The sequence below is a fragment of the Mesorhizobium sp. BHbdii genome (assembly GCF_053848045.1).
On the sequence record NZ_JBSPKX010000010.1, the window covers coordinates 1 to 17,186 of the forward strand.

A 17,186-nucleotide genomic window follows, 5' to 3' on the forward strand; every position below is an offset into this window, starting at 1 on the left:
TCAATTGTCAAAGAACAGACATCGCAGACGCGAGGTCGTGGCCCGTACGCTTTTGGCTTCGGGGCCGTTCGAGTGTCGCTCACGCGGCTCTCTTGAATTTCGCAGAGGGCAGATCTAGAAGCGAACCGCTTCGTCGCCAGCGGCGCACCGCCCTCGTTGGTGAGGCGTATATGGGAAGCATCGGTTTCGTGTCAAGCACCTTTTGGTGAAAGAACCTGCTAATTCCATTGCCGGCTTGGCATCGTGCTGCGTTCCCCGGGTTTCAGTCAGATCGAGCCATGTTGGCTGCAGGGATGGGGTTACGACAGCAATGCTCGTTTTCGGTTAATCCACAGCCTGATGCCGCTGGCGGAAGAGGAGGGATTCGAAACCCCGATAGCGGGTGTCCCCGCATAACGACTTAGCAAGCCGCCGCCTTCAGCCGCTCGGCCACTCTTCCATTTGTCAGCTCCACTCTTCCTATTGCCAGCCGTTGATCAGTTGTGGATAATTTGGAGGCGCCAGCCGGACTCGAACCGGCATACACGGAGTTGCAATCCGCTGGATAGCCGTTCTCCCACGGCGCCTTGACGCTTCGCTTCTAAGGGACGCCACCTCCTGCATCGCTTGACGGACAATGATTGGTGGAGGGAGTAGGATTCGAACTACGAACTCTTAAGAGGGCAGTTTTACAGACTGCTAACATTAACCGCTTGGCCACCCCTCCGAATATCCAAGGTCTGCCGCTGGCGGAGGGGGAGGGAGTTGAACCCCTGAGGCCCTTGCGGGCCTACCCGCTTTCAAGGCGGGCGCATTCAACCGGGCTCTGCCACCCCTCCATATTGGTGCAGCCCGATTTTGGTGCGGACGGCGAGATTCGAACTCGCAACGGGAATACCCGGCCGGGTTTAGGCCGGCTGCGTCTACCGATTCCGCCACGTCCGCCCGCCACGTCCGCAAGTGCTTTTCCAGCTTCGCGCCGCGTTCGCAAAGATCGCGAACCGGGATGGTCGGAGTGGCAGGATTCGAACCTGCGGCCCCCTCGTCCCAAACGAGGTGCGCTACCGGGCTGCGCTACACTGCGGCTCTCCGAGCCCATAGGCCGAGCCGTACGCGTCTGCCGGTTCTCGCCACCAGATGCTTGAGACCAGATCCCCTGTAAGCCGGGTTCTGTCGAGGGCTGCCATTCCTCTTGGACGCCTGTCGCCAGGCGCCTCCTTGCCCGCCACCAAAGCCCTCCCCGACACAGGTCACAGGGCACTTCTTGCGGTTGCTTCCCCCACCCTGTCGCCCGTTTCACCCGTCCCGACTGGGACGGCTCGTCTCTGTTGCCGTGGCTCGCCTCGCGGCGGGCAGGCATTACCTGCTGGGGTGTGTCGGCGAAGCCCGGACTTTCCTCGCTCCACGACATTCGTCGCTTAGTGCGTGGCAGCCCGGAGATCTGGTCTCTTCTGGTGGACCGGCTGGACCGCCATGATCCCAACGTTCTCACCTAGAAAATTTGAGCCGCACAGGGCCAGAGTTAACTATCCCCATGCGGCGGACCGTCTCCGGTTCTGCCAGTTAAATATGCGAACAAAACGGGAAAGTTCAAGCATCACGCGCCCCATGTCCGGTCTGCCAAGGGGCATTCACCGCAAACGGGACCGGAGCCCGAGCGTTCCGGCGATCTGCATGGCGGCGCGGCCAAACCGGCTGGAACCATTCGGCCCGGCTGTTAGTTCCATCAGCGAAGAACGGGACCGCCGAGCGAGCGTCGCAGCGCGACAGGCCTGAGGTCCTCAACAAATCTTCCAGGCCAATATCGCTAAACGTCCGCTGGTGCCGTTCTGGGCACGAACAGGGAGCTTCACCATGAAAATCGCTGAGATAATGACCCCCAACGTCCATCTCGCCAGTCCTGGCGAGTCGCTCCAGAAAATCGCGAAACGAATGGCGGTTGATGACGTCGGATTTCTGCCCGTCGGAGAAAACGACCGACTCGTCGGATCAATCACCGACCGTGACATCGTCGTACGTGCCGTCGCCGAAGGCAAGGACGGCAACGCGACGGTCCGCGACGTGATGACCACGGATGTCAAATACTGCTTCGAGGACGAAGATATCGAGCACGTCGTCCAGAACATGGGTGACATCCAGGTCAGGCGGTTGCCTGTCCTCAACCGCGACAAGCGCCTTGTGGGTGTGGTCTCGCTCGCGGACGCGGCGCTGAAGGAAGATCCGGCAACCGTCGGAATCGCGATGTCCGGCGTGGTCGTCCCCGGCGGCGCACACGCGACGTAAGCGCTCTGCCCGGCAGGCGAGATCGGACTGAGTTCAGCGGCCCGCACTAGCATCGGACCCAAAGTGGGTACCGGTGTGGGGCATCCGATGCTCAACAAAAAGAGCAGCGGCGGCACGAGTCGGTTCGAAATGGCCTCTAGCGTTGTCGCGTCTCAAAGAGCCCAAAGCGACGGCTCGACCGAGCCCTAGCCACACCTTCCCGCCCATATATGCCGGGAGCATCGATGACGCCCCCGGGCTGCACTGGTATTTTGCACGTTTCCGCTTGCACTCTTGCCGTGGCTCAGAGCTACGATTGGGCGATGTCAGTTCGGTGCCCCAGTTCAAAGTGCGAGCAGTGGCCGTCGCCAGCGATCTAGAAGCTCTTCAGGGGTTCCTGCTGGAGGGAGTTGGCCTGTTCATGACCAACCATGCGCGCGTCAAGTCGGACGTTGCCGCCGGAAGACTGGTTCGTGTCCTGCCCAAGTGGGCGGAGCCCGAACCAACGCTCTATGCGATCCGGCCTGGAGGCCGCGTTCAGCCCCGCAAAGTTAAAGCATTCTTGGACTTTCTCATTCCGCGCCTCGATTTGAAGATGATTGACAGCAAAGCTAGCAACATCTGAAGCCGATCCAGCGCGCCACCCTTTGGCGGCAGCCGGCTGATCCGGTTTTGACCGAGCGTAGCCCCTATCAACGTTACAGCGATTTAATGTGCAAGCGAGCGGGAGAATTGCCATAAAGCTTTGATATCGACGAGTCATCCTGCGGGTCGGAGTGCGCCGTCGCGTCTACTTCACCTTGGGAACCGTAGGCGGTATATTTGCCAACCGGAGCGCCGATGGCCACCTGGAAACAGATCGTTTTTGCACTTGTGATCCTCGTCGCGGCTGCGGCCGCCTGGGTTCGCTTTTTTCCAGGCGCGCCGGATGTGCTGGCGCGCTGGGGCATCGACTGGGCTTATGCCGCAACGCCACCAACGGGCGCCGTCGATAACGCCGGGCAAGCAGGCAGCAGCAACGCCGCCGGTCAGCGGGTGGCTATCGTCGCATTGCCGGCAGCCGCCGCCATCATCAACGATCGCCTGCAGGCGATCGGCACCGGCCGCGCCAACGCCTCGGTGACGGTCAATCCCTACAGTTCCGGCCGCCTCGTCGAATTCCTGGTCGAGTCCGGCGCCCATGTCGAAAAGGGGCAGGTGATCGCCACCCTCGATTCCGACACCGAGGTGATCGCACAGGACCGCGCCAAAGTTGCTTTGCAGGACGCGCAGGCCAAGCTCGACCGGGTCAAATCGCTGCGGGCTTCCAACGCTGCGACAGCGGTCGCCGTTGCCGATGCCGAAGTGGTGCTGGCCAATGCCAAGCTGGCGCTTCGCGATGCGGAACTGGCCTTGCAGCGCCGCTCGATCGTCGCGCCGATTGCCGGCGTCGTCGGCATCCTGCCGATTGCCGCCGGCAACTATGTGACCAGCCAGTCGGCGGTCGCCACCCTCGACGACCGCTCCAGCATACTGGTCGAATTCTGGGTGCCGGAGCGCTTCGCCGCCGCCGTCAAGATCGGCGCGCAATTGTCGGCAACGCCGATCGCCAATCCCAACAAAGCCTATACCGGTACGGTTTCCGCTATCGACAACCACATCGATGAAGCCAGCCGTACCCTTCTGGTCAAGGCAAAGATCGCCAACCCGGCCGATTCGCTGCGTGCCGGCATGTCCTTCCAGATCTCCATGAAATTCCCCGGCGACAGCTATCCGGCGGTCAGTCCGCTGGCGATCCAGTGGGGTTCGGACGGTGCCTATATCTGGGCCATCGTGGACGGCAAGGCCAAGCGGGTGGCCGTGCGCATCATCCAGCGCAACACCGAGACTGTGCTGATCGACGCCCCGATCGTCAGCGGCGACATGGTGGTGACCGAAGGCACCCAGAGCGTTAGCGAAGGCAGCGCGGTCCGCATCGCCGGCGAAGAACAGCGCGCCGCGGACGCCGACGGCTGATGACCGCAACCAACAACGCCGCCAGCGATACAGGCTTCACCGCACTGTTCATCCGCAGGCCGGTGATGGCCTTGGTCTTGAACACGCTGATCGCGGTCGCCGGCCTTGCTGCCTTCTACGGTGTCGAAGTCCGCGAACTGCCGGATGTCGATCGCGCCGTTGTCACCGTTAACACGACCTTTGAAGGCGCTGCGGCCGAGACCGTCGACCGCGAATTGACCGACGTGATTGAGGGCGCGGTCGCCCGCGTCTCCGGTGTGAAGACGATCTCGTCCACCTCGTCCTTCGGCACGAGTCGCGTCACCATCGAATTCAACGACGGCGTCGACCTCGACGTCGCCGCCTCCGATGTGCGCGATGGCGTTGGCCGCGTCGTCGACCAGATGCCGGACACGGCGGATGCGCCGCGCATCGTCAAGGCCGACGCCAATTCCGAGCCGGTGATGCGGCTGGCTGTCACCTCCGACACCATGTCGGTGCAGGACATGACGGTGCTGGTCCAGGACCAGATCGAGGACGAGCTTGCCGCCGTGCCCGGCGTTGCCGACGTCCAGGTCTATGGCGACCGCGACAAGATCTTCCGTATCGATGTCGACCAGAACAAACTTGCCAGCCTGGGCTTCACCGTCGCCGACCTGAGGACAGCGCTGGCTTCGGTCGCTTTCGATTCGCCGGCCGGCTCGATCACCACGACCAACCAGGACCTGATCGTGCGTCCGACGGCGGACGTGACCACGCCGGAGGAGTTCGAAAACATCATCATCGGCGGCACGACCCGCATCCGCGACGTCGCCACCGTCACGCTCGGCCCCGATATCGGCCAGACCACGTTGCGTTCGAACGGCAAGACCGGCATCGGTCTCGGCATCATCCGCCAGGCGGAATCGAACACGCTGGATATTTCGACCGGCGTCAGGGCCGCAGTCGCCGCGCTGCAAGCGGATCTGCCTCAGGGCATGTCGATCAAGGTCACCAGCGACGATGCGGTCTTCGTCAACGGCGCGGTGCATGAGGTCGAGATCGCACTCGGCCTGTCCGTCTCCATCGTGCTGATCGTCATCTACGTGTTTCTCCTCGACTGGCGCGCGACGCTCATTCCGGGGCTTGCGATGCCGGTCGCCATGATCGGGACGATCGCCGCCATCTATCTCGCCGGCTTCTCGGTCAACATATTGACGCTGCTCGCCCTGGTGCTGGCGACGGGCCTGGTCGTCGACGACGCCATCGTCGTTCTGGAAAACATCGTGCGACGACGCAACGAAGGCATGGGACCACGCGCCGCAGCCGTGCTTGGTGCCCAGGAAGTGTTCTTTGCCGTCATCGCCACGACGTTGACGCTGGTCGCAGTCTTCGTGCCGATTTCCTTCCTGCCCGGCCAGACCGGCGGCCTGTTCCGCGAATTCGGCTTCGTTCTCGCCATATCGGTGCTTCTGTCCGCCGTCGTGGCGCTGACGCTTTGTCCGATGCTTGCCTCACGCATGCTGTCGGCCGCGCCGCTTCACCACGAAGGCGGCAGCGGCATCGGCGCCCGCATCGGCGGTGCACTGAACACGCTCTACCGGCGCTGCTTGCGCACCTGCCTCGACGCGCCGTGGATCGTACTCCTGGTCGCGCTGCTGTTTGCAGCCACCGCCTTCACGCTGTTCGGCACGATTCGCCAGGAACTGACGCCGACCGAGGATCGTGCCGTCGTGCTCATGCGCGTCGACGCGCCGCAAGGCGTCAGCCTCGATTACACGACCGAGCAGATGCAGAAGATCGAGAAGCTGATCCAGCCGCTGCGCGATTCCGGCGAAATCCGCAATACGTTCGAGAGCGCCGGCCGGAACGGCGCCTACAATGCCGGCTTCATGGTGATGACGCTGGCGCCGTGGGACGAGCGCGACCGCAGCCAGCAGCAGATCATGGCCGACATCAGCCGGCTCACCCGGCAGGTGCCGAGCGTGCGCGTCTTTCCGATGCAGCCCAACAGCCTCGGCATTCGCGGCGCCGGCAACGGCCTGCAGTTCGCGCTGGTTGGCAACAATCGCGCGGCGCTCAGCGACGCTGCTGTGAAGATCATCGCCGAGATGCGGAAGGACGCCCGCTTCCAGTCGCCCCGGCTCTCCGTCGACCCGACGCAACCCCAGCTTTCGGTGGCCATCGACCGCGAGCGCGCTTCCGACCTCGGCATCGACATCACCGGGCTTGCCGATACTTTCCAGGCCATGCTCGACGGCAATGATGTCGTCGACGTCTACATCGCCGACCGCAGCTACGGGGTGAAGCTCGTCTCGACGACCAACCCAATCAACGATCCGACCGACCTGGAGAACATCTTCCTGAAGACGGCCGACGGCCGCTTCGTGCCGATGTCGACGATCGCCACCTTGACCGAGCGCGCCGTGCCGCCCTCGCTGACCCGCGAGCAGCAGCAGCCGTCGGTGGCGATCACCTCCAATCTCAGCGGCGATTTCGCGCTCGGCCAGGCGCTCACCCGCGCCGAGGCAATCGCCACGCCGCTCCTGCCGCCGGGCAGCCGCATCGTCCCCTTGGCCGAGGCGGCGACGCTGGGCGAGACCAACAGCGCCATGATCACCATCTTCGGCTTCTCGCTGGTCATCATCCTTTTGGTGCTCGCCGCTCAGTTCGAGAGCTTCGTCAGTGCGGTCATCATCATGGCGACGGTGCCGCTCGGTCTTGCCTGCGCGATCTTTGCCCTTTTGCTCAGCGGCACCAGCCTCAACGCTTACAGCCAGATCGGCCTGGTGCTGCTGGTCGGCGTCATGGCCAAGAACGGCATCCTGATCGTCGAGTTCGCTAATCAGTTGCGCGACCGCGGGCTCGGCGTCCGCGAGGCGATCGAGCAGGCCTCGACCATCCGGCTGCGGCCGGTGATGATGACGATGATCTGCACCGTGCTCGGCGGCGTGCCGCTGGTGCTGGCGAGCGGCGCCGGCGCCGAGGCGCGCATCGCGCTCGGCTGGGTGATCGTCGGCGGGCTGGGTCTCGCCACCGTCTCGACGCTATTCCTGACCCCGGTCGCCTATCTCCTGCTCGGCCGCTTCGTGACGCCGAAGGTGGAAGAGGCATCGCGGCTGAAGCGCGAGCTCGAGGAAGCCGCCTACACCAATGTCGAGCCGGCTGAGTAGGCCCTTCCGTTTTGCGGAGAGGATGCCGTTTAACTAATTGCCTGTGAAATCCGGCAGTCGAAAATATGGATTTCTCGGATCAAAGGGATACTTTGGTTCACCCTTGCCAGTTGAAACGGCACCCGCGATCAGCACCCCGTTCGGTCCAAATTGATAGTCGATGCCGGCGCAAAGGTGGGCGAGATCCTGGTAGTTAAAACTACGCAGCGCACTACCACCTTCGAATGCGGCTGCTTTGAGTTGCAGGCGTGAGCGGCTCAATCATCCTATCGCAAGGCTCTGACCTTGGCCTTATTGAGCTTGGACCACTGGCATTCGGCGCCGATAACTCGCGCCAGCATGATATTTCTAACTGCGGTCGCGGCTGGATCATCCAAAGGGATCGAATATTTCTTGAGAAAATCGTACTCGGGTCGTTGGTCATCGACTTGCGCCAAAAGGGCGGGAACTTGTCCGCGGCCTCGGCGAAAATTGTACTTGCCATCGACACAAGGACAACCCCGACAAACCGGTGTAACCACATGGACGTAACCTCGAGCTATTCTGATTCAGGACCGTGCCATTCGGCTTGGCCAGTTCGTAGGCACGCGCCCCCATCGCGTCGGCCAGCGGGCACGACCGCTGTCACGTGAGTCCGGGACTTTACCCGTGGAGAGGATGATCGTACTTCGGTAAGCCTTGTCAACGCGAGCCTTCTGCTGGGCGAGGCAAGGGCGCGCGGAGGAATTGCGATGAGCTATCTGGATGAGCTGTTTTCGGTGGCCGGCAAGACCGCGCTGGTGACCGGGGCTGCGACCGGCATCGGGCGCATGGCGGCGACCGCTTTGGTCAGGGCCGGTGCTACCGTGATGATCGCCTCGCGCAAGGGCGAGGATTGCATCAGGGTTGCCGGCGAACTGAACGGCCTCGGCGGCTCCGGCCGAGCCGAGGGCTTTGCCGGCGACGTCTCCAGCGAGGTTGGCATCGCGGCGCTGGTTGCCCAGGTCAAGGCACGGACCGAACGGCTGAATATCCTGGTCAACAATGCCGGCGTTTCCTGGGGCGCGCCGCTGGAAACCTTCCCCTACCATGCCTGGGCCAAGGTGTTCGGTGTCAACGTCACTGCCGTCTTCCATCTGACGCGCGAGCTCCTGCCGCTGCTCGACGCCGCCGCCAGCGATGCCGATCCGGCCCGGGTGATCAATCTGGGTTCGGTGATGGGTACGCAGCCGCTGGCCGACGACGCCTATTCATACTCTGCCTCCAAAGCCGCGGTTCACCACCTGACACGCACCTTGGCGATCGAGTTCGCCGCCCGCCACATCACCGTTAACGCTTTCGCCCCCGGCCCCTTCCAGAGCCGGATGACCGCCTTTGCCACCGCGACCGAGGACCAGGCCAAGCATGTCGGCGGCCATGTTCCGATCGGCCGTATCGGCGCGCCGGATGACATTGCCGGCGCAACGCTCTATTTGTGCAGCCGAGCCGGCAGCTATGTCACCGGCGCCATCCTGCCGATCGATGGCGGGCAGTCGGTGCAGCATGGGCTGACACTGTTCAAGGAATGAAGCCGCTCGCGTTCCGGACGGTTGAAATGGAGGACATCAGCGTGGAACCGATCAGTCTCGATGTGCTTCTGGCCAGCGTCGGCAAGGAAGTCGGCGTGTCGCCGTGGCGGGTGGTTTCGCAACGCATGATCGACCAGTTCGCCGATGCCACGGACGACCACCAGTTCATCCATTGCGATCCGGAGCGCGCCAAGCGCGAGACGCCGTTTGGCGGCACCATCGCGCATGGCTTCCTGTCGCTTTCGCTTTTGTCGGCGATGACCTTCGAGACCATGCCGCCGCTCGAAAACAGCAAGATGGGCGTCAACCATGGCTTCGATTCGCTGCGCTTCCTGGCGCCTGTGAAGACCGGCGCGCGCATCCGCACCCGTTTCGTGCTGGCCGACGTCAAGGTCAGGCCGTCGGGCTGGGTGCAGACGGCGCATGATGTGACCATCGAGATCGAGGGTTCGAAAAAACCGGCATTGACCGCGCGCTGGCTGACGCTGACATTGATCGAGCGCCAGCCGGAAGCGGCCTGAACGGCTCAACGAGCCCCGGCGGAGATGATCTTCATGTGCCGGCCGACCGAGGGGTATCGCCAATCGGAGCGCCGCGACTCCGCTCCCAATGCTTGATTTGACAACGCCTTGTCCGTTTCCGTACAGCGTATATGAATTAGCCAGCCACTAACAGCCGCTAACGGAAGACAGGCGAAAATTGCCGCTCAGCGTCCAGACACGCCGCGAGAAACAAAAGGCCGAACTGCGCTCCGAACTTGTCGATGCAGCGCACAAGCTCGTGCAGGAGGAAGGCTATGAAGGCCTCACCATCCGCAAGCTGGCCAAGCGCGTCGGCTATGCGCCAATGTCGGTCTATTCCTATTTCGCCGACAAGCAGGACATTTTGTTCGCGCTGGCCGAGGATGCGTTCGAGACCCTGGCAAAGCGTATCGAGGATCACCCGGCCGACGATCCGATCGAGGCGCTGCAAGTCGTGATGACCGAATACGCGGCCTTCGGCCTTGGCAATCCCAACGAGTATCGCACGATATTCATGACCGAAAAGGTCAAGCCCCCTGAAGGCAGGACCTTCGCCGAAATGCAAGGGGGCAACCCGTTGATGAAAGTGCTGATCAATAGGGTCGAGGCCTGCGTTGCCGCCGGCAAGCTGAAGGGCGACCCGCGCGCCATTGCCACCATGCTATGGGCGGTCGGCCACGGCACGATCTCGCTGCTGATTACCTTTCCTTTTTATCCGTTCGGCGACCAGCAGGCGTTCGTGAAACGGATGTGCGACTTCACGCTTTCCGCGCTGGCCACCCAGGACGTGCCGCCGCTGACCGAGACGCCGGCCAACTGCTGAAGGTTCCTTCGGTTTCGGACAGCTTAAGATCTTGTACGGCACGGGTGAACGGCACCGCGTGTGCAACTCGTCGCGTGCTGGCGCGGCGCGATTCCCAACATCCACATAAAACTTTTTCGTACATGTACGACTTCTGACTTGAACCCCGCGACTGTCGGGCGTATATGTACGCTACATCGTACATGTACGGAAAAGATTCAGCGGTTAAACTGGAGACAGACAATGAAAAAGACGATCTTCGCCCTCGTGGCCGTCCTGGCATTCTCGAGCGCTGCCTTCGCCGGCCAGAGCCAGCCCGGCAAGCCGGCCGCAGCCTGCGCCGACACCCACGTCAAGCTCGATTGCGGCGCGACCGGATCGGTCGAAGAGACAGGCCCGGCGACCCACAAGGGCTCGACTGAAAACGAGGATCCGCGGCTCGGCATCGACATCGATCCGTGGATCGTGCCCAGCACGTTCTGAGGTTCGAAAACAAATGGGTGGTAGGAAATCCTGACCGCCCGCTTTCGTGGCCATTTCAGCCAGACTCCGCCGGACGGAAGTTATTTCCTGCGCTTCTTCATTCCGGCCACGATCTTGGCCTTGCCGGGCCTTGCGGGAGCGCCCGAAATCGAAGTCCCGGTGATCGACACCGGATCGCTGGCCGGAAACGTATCCTCGAGGCCTTCCTCAAGTTCCTCTTCAATATTTGAGCCTTCATGCGGCTCGTGTTCGAGAGAGCGAACGGCCGGCGTCTTCTGGACTGGTGGATTCGGCGCTGATTTCGACGGCATCGACATCTCCCTCGACTTGCTCCGGCTCCGGCAAACGGTCGGGCGCAGCGAACGTTATGCCGCTGCGTCGCGGGCCGCCTCCGACAGGAAAGTAAAGACATAATCGGAAAAGGAACGCCAGCATTCAACGCGGAACGCGTCGGACGCGGTGCGCAGCAGCACGATTTCGACCTTACCGAGAATGGTGCGCGACGCCGCGCCTACCGGAAAGCCGTCGAGCGACAGATCCTGCGGACAGCCTGAATTGATCGTCGCCGCCGCTGCCGGGCCGGTGACCGATATGGCAACGTTGCGATGCGAGATGCCGACCGCCGAATGCAGTACTGTCACCTCGGCGCAGTCGGCGAGCGGGTCTTTTCCCACCTCATCGATGACCAGCCATTCGTCCGGCCCAAGCCACAAGGCCGTGCGCCCGGCCTTTGCCGCCGAGGTTTTGGGTTTTTGCGGCAGGGTTACGCCGAGCGCCTTCGAAAGCGCCGCGACCGAGGCGTCCGGCGCACGCAGCGAAATGCGCTCTGCCGGTGGCAACACGGCAAGCGTGACGCCGGTTGCGGAAAGCTCCTGACCGGCGAGAGCCGGGCGGCGTTCGACTGACGGCGCAGCGGCGGCAGATTTCTTCGCGGCAGCCTTAGCCATTGAGGCGCTCCCCCTTCTCGTCGAAGAACACCATGCCGGTGACCTCCACCTCGATCGTCGCGCTGGGCATCGGCACGTAAAGCGTCTCACCCATCCGGTCGCGGCCGCCGGCAACCAGGGCCAGCGCGATCGAGCGGCCGCAATTTTCCGACCAGTAGCTGGAGGTGACATGGCCGATCATGGTCATCGGGATCGCCTGCTTCGGATCGCCGACGATTTGCGCGCCTTCTTCCAGCACCACCTTAGGATCCTTGGTCTTCAGGCCGACCAGTTGCTTGCGGCCGTTGGCGACAAGGTCCGGCCGCAGCATGCCGCGAATGCCGACGAAATCGGTCTTCTTCTTGCCGACTGCCCAATCGAGACCGGCATCGTTAGGCGTTACCGTGCCGTCGGTGTCCTGGCCGACGATGATGTAGCCCTTTTCGGCACGCAGCACGTGCATCGCCTCGGTGCCGTAGGCACAGGCGCCATGCTTCTGGCCCTCGGCCCATAGCGCTTCCCAGACGGCCTGGCCGTAGTCGGCCGGCACGTTGACCTCGAAGCCGCGTTCGCCGGTGAACGACATCCGGAACAGCCTTGTCGGCACGCCGCAGATCCTGCCTTCGCGCACCGACATATGCGGCAGCGCCTCGTCCGACATGTCGATGCCTTCGACCAGCGGCGCGATGATGTCCCGAGACTTCGGTCCTTGCACGGCGATCACCGCCCACTGTTCGGTGATCGACGTCAGCCAGACATTGAGATGCGGGAACTCGGTCTGGAGGTAATCCTCCATATGGTTCATGACACGCGGCGCACCGCCCGTCGTCGTCGTCACATGGAAACGGTCGGGTGCAAGCCTGCCAACGACACCGTCGTCATAGATGAAACCGTCCTCGCGCAGCATGATGCCATAGCGGCAGCGGCCGGGCTCCAGTTTCTCCCACGGATTGGTGTAGAGCAGTTCCATGAACTTCGCCGCATCCGGCCCGACCACCTCGATCTTGCCCAGCGTCGAGGCGTCGAACAGGCCGGCCGTCTTGCGCACCGTGACACACTCACGATCGACAGCGGCGTGCATGTCCTCGCCCGCCTTTGGAAAATACCAGGCGCGCTTCCACTGGCCGACATCCTCGAACACGGCACCTTGGCGCTCGGCCCAGGGATGGATCGCCGTCTTGCGAGTCGGGTCGAAGAGCGGACCCCGCGCATGGCCGACGATCGAGCCGAAGGTCACCGGCGTATAGGGCGCCCGGAACGTCGTCAGGCCGACTTGCGGGATCGGCTTGCCGAGCGTCTCGGCGGCGATTGCCAGACCGTGCATGTTCGAGGTCTTGCCCTGGTCGGTCGCCATGCCGTTGGTGGTGAAGCGCTTGACGTGCTCGATCGAGCGCATGCCTTCATGCACCGCCTGGCGGATGTCCTTGGCGGTGACGTCGTTCTGGAAATCGACAAAGGCCTTGACCGTCGTATCCGCCCCGGCGCCGGGCGCCGCACCCAGCATGCCGCGCGACCAGCTCTCGCTGGCGTCGACCTTCGGCTTGTTTCCCTTGGCGGTGTTGGCGCCGACATCCTTCGCCGCCTTGGCGCCCGCCGCATAGGCCTCGTCGATCGTCGCCGATAGCCCGTCCGTGCCGTTGCAGGCGCCGACGGAGACGCAGTCCTGCGCATAGGTGCCGGGCACGAAGCGCTTCGTCTCGTCGTTGAAGGCAACCTTGCCGCGCGACTGCGAGAACAGATGCACCGACGGTGTCCAGCCGGCCGACATCAGGATCGCGTCAACGGGGATGGTACGTTCGCCGCCGCCATTCTTCGGCTGCACGGTCATCGATGAGACGCGCAGTTTGCCGCCGGCGCGGATCACCGCGCGGCCGAAATTGACCTCGATGCCGAGCGCCCTCGCCTCGTCGATCACCGGCCCGGTCGGGTTGTCGCGCAGATCGACGATCGCCGCCACGCCGACACCGGCCTTCTTCAGGTCGATTGCCGCCGCATAGGCGGAATCATTGGCCGTATAGACGCCGACATTCCTGCCGACCGCGACGCCATAATGGTTGAGATAGGAGCGCGCCGCCGACGCCAGCATGACGCCGGGCCGGTCGTTGTCGGCAAACACCATGTGCCGCTCGATGGCGCCGGTCGCCAGCACCACGCGTTTGGCACGGACCTGCCACAGCCGCTCGCGCGGCAGGTCGCGGCCGGGGTTCTGCAAATGGTCGCTGACGCGCTCGACCAGCCCGACGAAATTCTGCGCGTAATAGCCAAAGGCCGTGGTGCGGGACAGCACACGGACGTTGTCCATCGTCTTGAGCGTCGCGACCGCACTCTGCGCCCAGGCAAAGCCGTCCTGGCCATCGATCTTCGCGCCGCTCTCGAAACGCAGGCTGCCGCCGAACTCCGCCTGCTCGTCGACAAGGACGACGCGCACACCGGTCTCGGCCGCCGCCAGTGCTGCGGCAATGCCGGCCGCACCGCCACCCAGCACCAATACGTCGCAATGGGCGAAGCGCGCCGAATAATGGTCGGGGTCCGGCTGGTCGGGGGCGACGCCGAGCCCGGCCGCAGCACGGATCTTGGGCTCGTAGAAGTTTTTCCAGGCGGACTTCGGCCACATAAAGGTCTTGTAGTAGAAGCCCGCCGAAAGCAGCGGCGAGGCGATGTCGCCGAGCGCACTGACGTCGAAGGAAAGCGACGGCCAGCGGTTCTGTGACTGTGCCGCCAGCCCGTCATAAAGCTCCTGCACGGTGGCACGGACATTTGGTGTCTTCCTGGCGGAGTCGCGCTTGATCTCAACCAACGCGTTGGGCTCTTCCGCCCCGGCGGACAGAAAGCCGCGCGGCCGGTGGTATTTGAACGAGCGGCCGACCAGATGGACGCCGTTGGCGAGCAGCGCCGAGGCCAGCGTATCGCCCTCGACACCGGCATAAGATTGGCCGTCGAAGCTGAAGCTGGCAGTCTCTGCCTGCCTGAGGCGTCCGGCGCCGGGAATGCGGAAGGCTGCGATCATTTGGAGGCTCCCGGCAGCTTCGCCGGCTTGGGCTCGCCGGCCTTGTAGGTCAACAGGAACCTGTCGCTGACGGTGTCGCGCACGGCGTTGAAGAACCGCGCACAGCCATGCATGTGCCGCCAGCGCTCATAGATGATGCCTTTGGGATTCGAGCGGATGAAGAAGAACTTTTCGAAGTCGTCATCGCTCTCGACGGCCATGTTAGCCGAACGCGCAATATGCGCCTCGCCGGCGTTGCGGAATTCGAGTTCCGGACGCTCTTCCTCGCAATAGGGGCAGCGGATGAGAAGCATGGTTGTTCCTACAATTCGCCGGGGCCGACGCGGGCGCCGGCCGGTTGATCGCAAAGCCAGTGACCCAACATCACGAAGCGGGCCTTCATCAGTGTGCCACCGCCGCCGCCGCCGCCTCGTCGATCAGGCGGCCGGTGCGGAAGCGCTCGATGGTGAAGGGGGCGTTGATCGGGTGCGGATCGTCTTTTGCGATGGTGTGGGCAAAGACATGGCCCGAGCCGGGCGTTGCCTTGAAGCCGCCCGTGCCCCAGCCGCAATTGACATAGAGGCCGGGCACCGGCGTCTTGGCCAGGATCGGGGAGCGATCGGGCGTCACGTCGACGATGCCGCCCCAGCTCCGCAGCATCTTCATGCGGGTGAACATCGGGAACATCTCGCAGATGGCGTCGAGCGTGTGCTGCAGGATATGCAGGCCGCCGGTCTGCGAATAGGAGACATACTGGTCGGTGCCGGCGCCGATGACCAGCTCGCCCTTGTCGGACTGCGAGATATAGGCGTGCACCGTGTTGGACATCACCACGCAAGGGAATACCGGCTTGACCGGCTCCGACACCAGTGCCTGCAGCGGATAGCTTTCCAGCGGCATGCGCACGCCGGCCATGTTCATGATGACGGACGAATGGCCGGCGGCAACGACGCCGACCTTCCTGGCGCCGATGAAGCCGCGCGTCGTCTCGACGCCCATGACCGCACCGTTCGGCGCCCGCTTGACGCCGGTGACCTCGCAATTCTGGATGATGTGAACGCCGCGCGCCGAAGCGCCGCGCGCATAGCCCCAGGCGACGGCATCGTGGCGGGCGGTGCCGCCGCGACGCTGCAGGGTCGCGCCCATCACCGGATAGCGGGCATCGCGCGAAATATTGAGCGGCGGGCAGAATTCCTTCGCGGCTTCCGGCGTCAGCCACTCATTGTCGATGCCGTTCAGGCGGTTGGCATGGACGTGGCGCTTCAGCACCTGGATATCGTGGACATTATGGGCCAGCATCATGACGCCGCGCGGCGAATACATGACGTTGTAGTTGAGCTCCTGGCTGAGCCCATCCCACAGTTTCAGCGCATGGTCGTAGATGCCGGCGCTTTCGTCATAGAGATAGTTGGAGCGGATGATGGTGGTGTTGCGACCGGTATTGCCGCCGCCGAGCCAGCCCTTTTCCAGCACCGCGACTTTGGTGATGCCGTGCACCGTGGCGAGATAGTAGGCGGTGGCTAGGCCATGGCCGCCGGCGCCGACGATGATGACGTCGTACTCCTTCTTCGGCTCTGGCGAGGACCACTGTTCCTCCCAGCCCTTGTGGCCGCGCATGGCCTCGCGGGCGATGGCGAATACCGAATATTTCTTCAACGTTCCAGCCTCGCAGAATAGCGGCCGGGCATCCAATCGAGCGCCGGCGCGCGAGGTGTATCACTAGCGAAACAGCGCTGCCACCCTTGCGCTGTTTGCGACGGCGCTTGCCGTTTTGCGCCGTGCCTTCAACGGCCGCTGTTTTGAGCTTCGCCTTTTGACGGTTCAGCCGGAGCACGCTTCAGGATGGACGGCCCAATTGCATAGGTCGGCCGCAGATAACCTTGGCGGCAATCGGCAGCGATTTTACGAATTTCCGCATCATCCGACTGCTCCGCCATGGTCACGAAGCGCTCGATGATCACCTCGCGCGGCCTGATAGCCACTGCCGCAGCAAAGCGCCGCAACAGCGCATCCGGATGCTCGAGCAACCGTGGTAGGTCCTTGGAACTCGGCATGAAATGCTGGCCGTAAGCGTTGACCAACGTCCCAAAAGCCGAGTCCGGACGCACGACCGCGGCATTTTCAACTGCAAGCCGTAGTTGCCAGCGCTCTGCGAGGCAGATGAATTGAACAACCCTCCATCGAACGCCGGCATGTTCGTCGTCCAGCCGCAGCATGACACGGCCGAGAATGGCTCCATCCGCCGGCGTCGTGCATCCCAGAAGCGCTTCGATTGCATCGAACCTGATCCCAGCAATCTTGCTGTCGAGCAGGTTGGCGATCTCCGCGACAACGCAATTCATGTTGAAGCTTAGCCTGGGGCTGATCTCGGCCACCAAAAAAGCGGCGGCGGCCTGAGTATGAAGGTTGCCGGACGTCAGCAGCGGCCGGAGGTTTTCAAGGGGAAAGCCTTTGTGAAATTCCGATTGAAGAGCGAACGTCAACTCGCTGTCGCCCTCATAGCCGGGCTCCAGCAACTTGCTCATCATGTCTTGGGGGGTCATTGGAATGGGTG

General features: G+C 63.2%; 15 protein-coding genes, 6 tRNA genes and 1 other RNA gene. 8 read left to right on the plus strand and 14 right to left on the minus strand.

Going from position 1 to position 17,186, the window contains the following annotated elements:
- Window positions 1–346 precede the first annotated feature (346 nt).
- The 7 genes from ACWTU8_RS29015 to rnpB all read right to left on the minus strand — a co-directional run bounded on the left by ACWTU8_RS29015 (window position 347) and on the right by rnpB (window position 1,424).
- Window positions 347–439: transfer RNA gene (locus tag ACWTU8_RS29015), tRNA-Ser, on the minus strand.
- A 53-nt stretch (window positions 440–492) separates the two neighbouring features.
- Window positions 493–566 (minus strand) — tRNA-Cys (locus tag ACWTU8_RS29020).
- Between the two features lie 55 nt (window positions 567–621).
- Window positions 622–706 (minus strand) — tRNA-Tyr (locus ACWTU8_RS29025).
- A gap of 20 nt (window positions 707–726) precedes the next feature.
- Window positions 727–818, minus strand: a tRNA-Ser gene (locus tag ACWTU8_RS29030).
- Window positions 819–838: 20 nt separating this feature from the next.
- Window positions 839–924, minus strand: a tRNA-Leu gene (locus tag ACWTU8_RS29035).
- A gap of 62 nt (window positions 925–986) precedes the next feature.
- A tRNA-Pro gene (locus ACWTU8_RS29040) sits at window positions 987–1,063 on the minus strand.
- A 59-nt stretch (window positions 1,064–1,122) separates the two neighbouring features.
- Window positions 1,123–1,424: RNase P RNA component class A (gene rnpB / locus ACWTU8_RS29045), an RNA gene on the minus strand.
- Window positions 1,425–1,833: 409 nt separating this feature from the next.
- Here rnpB and ACWTU8_RS29050 point away from each other — a divergent pair.
- From ACWTU8_RS29050 to ACWTU8_RS29065, 4 genes are all read left to right on the plus strand, one after another.
- Complete coding sequence (locus ACWTU8_RS29050) at window positions 1,834–2,262, plus strand: CBS domain-containing protein (RefSeq protein WP_455850841.1); 429 nt, start codon at window positions 1,834–1,836, stop codon at window positions 2,260–2,262.
- A gap of 295 nt (window positions 2,263–2,557) precedes the next feature.
- A complete protein-coding gene (locus ACWTU8_RS29055) occupies window positions 2,558–2,866 on the plus strand; it encodes a LysR substrate-binding domain-containing protein (protein ID WP_455850842.1) in 309 nt (102 codons plus the stop codon).
- Between the two features lie 215 nt (window positions 2,867–3,081).
- Window positions 3,082–4,236, plus strand: a complete 1,155-nt coding sequence (locus ACWTU8_RS29060; RefSeq protein ID WP_455850843.1) for an efflux RND transporter periplasmic adaptor subunit — start codon at window positions 3,082–3,084, stop codon at window positions 4,234–4,236.
- A complete protein-coding gene (locus tag ACWTU8_RS29065) occupies window positions 4,236–7,367 on the plus strand; it encodes an efflux RND transporter permease subunit (RefSeq protein ID WP_455850844.1) in 3,132 nt (1,043 codons plus the stop codon). Before ACWTU8_RS29060 ends, ACWTU8_RS29065 begins: the two co-directional genes overlap by 1 nt.
- A 33-nt stretch (window positions 7,368–7,400) precedes the next feature.
- On the opposite strand, the gene ACWTU8_RS29070 is transcribed toward ACWTU8_RS29065, so the two are convergent.
- A complete protein-coding gene (locus ACWTU8_RS29070) occupies window positions 7,401–7,628 on the minus strand; it encodes a hypothetical protein (RefSeq protein ID WP_455850845.1) in 228 nt (75 codons plus the stop codon).
- 470 nt (window positions 7,629–8,098) lie between these two features.
- Here ACWTU8_RS29070 and ACWTU8_RS29075 point away from each other — a divergent pair, with 470 nt between their 5' ends.
- From ACWTU8_RS29075 to ACWTU8_RS29090, 4 genes are all read left to right on the plus strand, one after another.
- Window positions 8,099–8,914, plus strand: a complete 816-nt coding sequence (locus tag ACWTU8_RS29075) for an SDR family oxidoreductase (protein ID WP_455850846.1) — start codon at window positions 8,099–8,101, stop codon at window positions 8,912–8,914.
- Between the two features lie 26 nt (window positions 8,915–8,940).
- Window positions 8,941–9,435 (plus strand): MaoC family dehydratase, encoded by a 495-nt coding sequence (locus ACWTU8_RS29080; RefSeq protein ID WP_029348059.1) that lies wholly within the window; start codon window positions 8,941–8,943, stop codon window positions 9,433–9,435.
- A 178-nt stretch (window positions 9,436–9,613) separates the two neighbouring features.
- The gene (locus tag ACWTU8_RS29085) at window positions 9,614–10,258 is read left to right on the plus strand and encodes a TetR/AcrR family transcriptional regulator (RefSeq protein ID WP_455850847.1); all 645 of its coding nucleotides are present in this window, start codon (window positions 9,614–9,616) and stop codon (window positions 10,256–10,258) included.
- Between the two features lie 222 nt (window positions 10,259–10,480).
- A complete protein-coding gene (locus ACWTU8_RS29090) occupies window positions 10,481–10,720 on the plus strand; it encodes a DUF680 domain-containing protein (protein WP_455850848.1) in 240 nt (79 codons plus the stop codon).
- Between the two features lie 80 nt (window positions 10,721–10,800).
- Here the strand turns inward: ACWTU8_RS29090 and ACWTU8_RS29095 are convergent, their stop codons facing one another.
- From ACWTU8_RS29095 to ACWTU8_RS29120, 6 genes are all read right to left on the minus strand, one after another.
- Window positions 10,801–11,031: a hypothetical protein gene (locus ACWTU8_RS29095; protein WP_455850849.1), complete on the minus strand. Its 231-nt coding sequence runs from the start codon at window positions 11,029–11,031 to the stop codon at window positions 10,801–10,803.
- Window positions 11,032–11,085: 54 nt separating this feature from the next.
- Window positions 11,086–11,667 (minus strand): sarcosine oxidase subunit gamma, encoded by a 582-nt coding sequence (locus tag ACWTU8_RS29100; RefSeq protein WP_455850850.1) that lies wholly within the window; start codon window positions 11,665–11,667, stop codon window positions 11,086–11,088.
- Window positions 11,660–14,653: a sarcosine oxidase subunit alpha gene (locus ACWTU8_RS29105; RefSeq protein ID WP_455850851.1), complete on the minus strand. Its 2,994-nt coding sequence runs from the start codon at window positions 14,651–14,653 to the stop codon at window positions 11,660–11,662. Before ACWTU8_RS29105 ends, ACWTU8_RS29100 begins: the two co-directional genes overlap by 8 nt.
- Complete coding sequence (locus ACWTU8_RS29110; RefSeq protein ID WP_455850852.1) at window positions 14,650–14,946, minus strand: sarcosine oxidase subunit delta; 297 nt, start codon at window positions 14,944–14,946, stop codon at window positions 14,650–14,652. The genes ACWTU8_RS29105 and ACWTU8_RS29110 overlap by 4 nt, the downstream gene beginning before the upstream one ends.
- Before the next feature lie 88 nt (window positions 14,947–15,034).
- The gene (locus tag ACWTU8_RS29115) at window positions 15,035–16,288 is read right to left on the minus strand and encodes a sarcosine oxidase subunit beta (RefSeq protein ID WP_455850853.1); all 1,254 of its coding nucleotides are present in this window, start codon (window positions 16,286–16,288) and stop codon (window positions 15,035–15,037) included.
- Between the two features lie 128 nt (window positions 16,289–16,416).
- Window positions 16,417–17,175, minus strand: a complete 759-nt coding sequence (locus ACWTU8_RS29120; protein WP_455850854.1) for a hypothetical protein — start codon at window positions 17,173–17,175, stop codon at window positions 16,417–16,419.
- Between the last annotated feature and the right edge of the window lie 11 nt (window positions 17,176–17,186).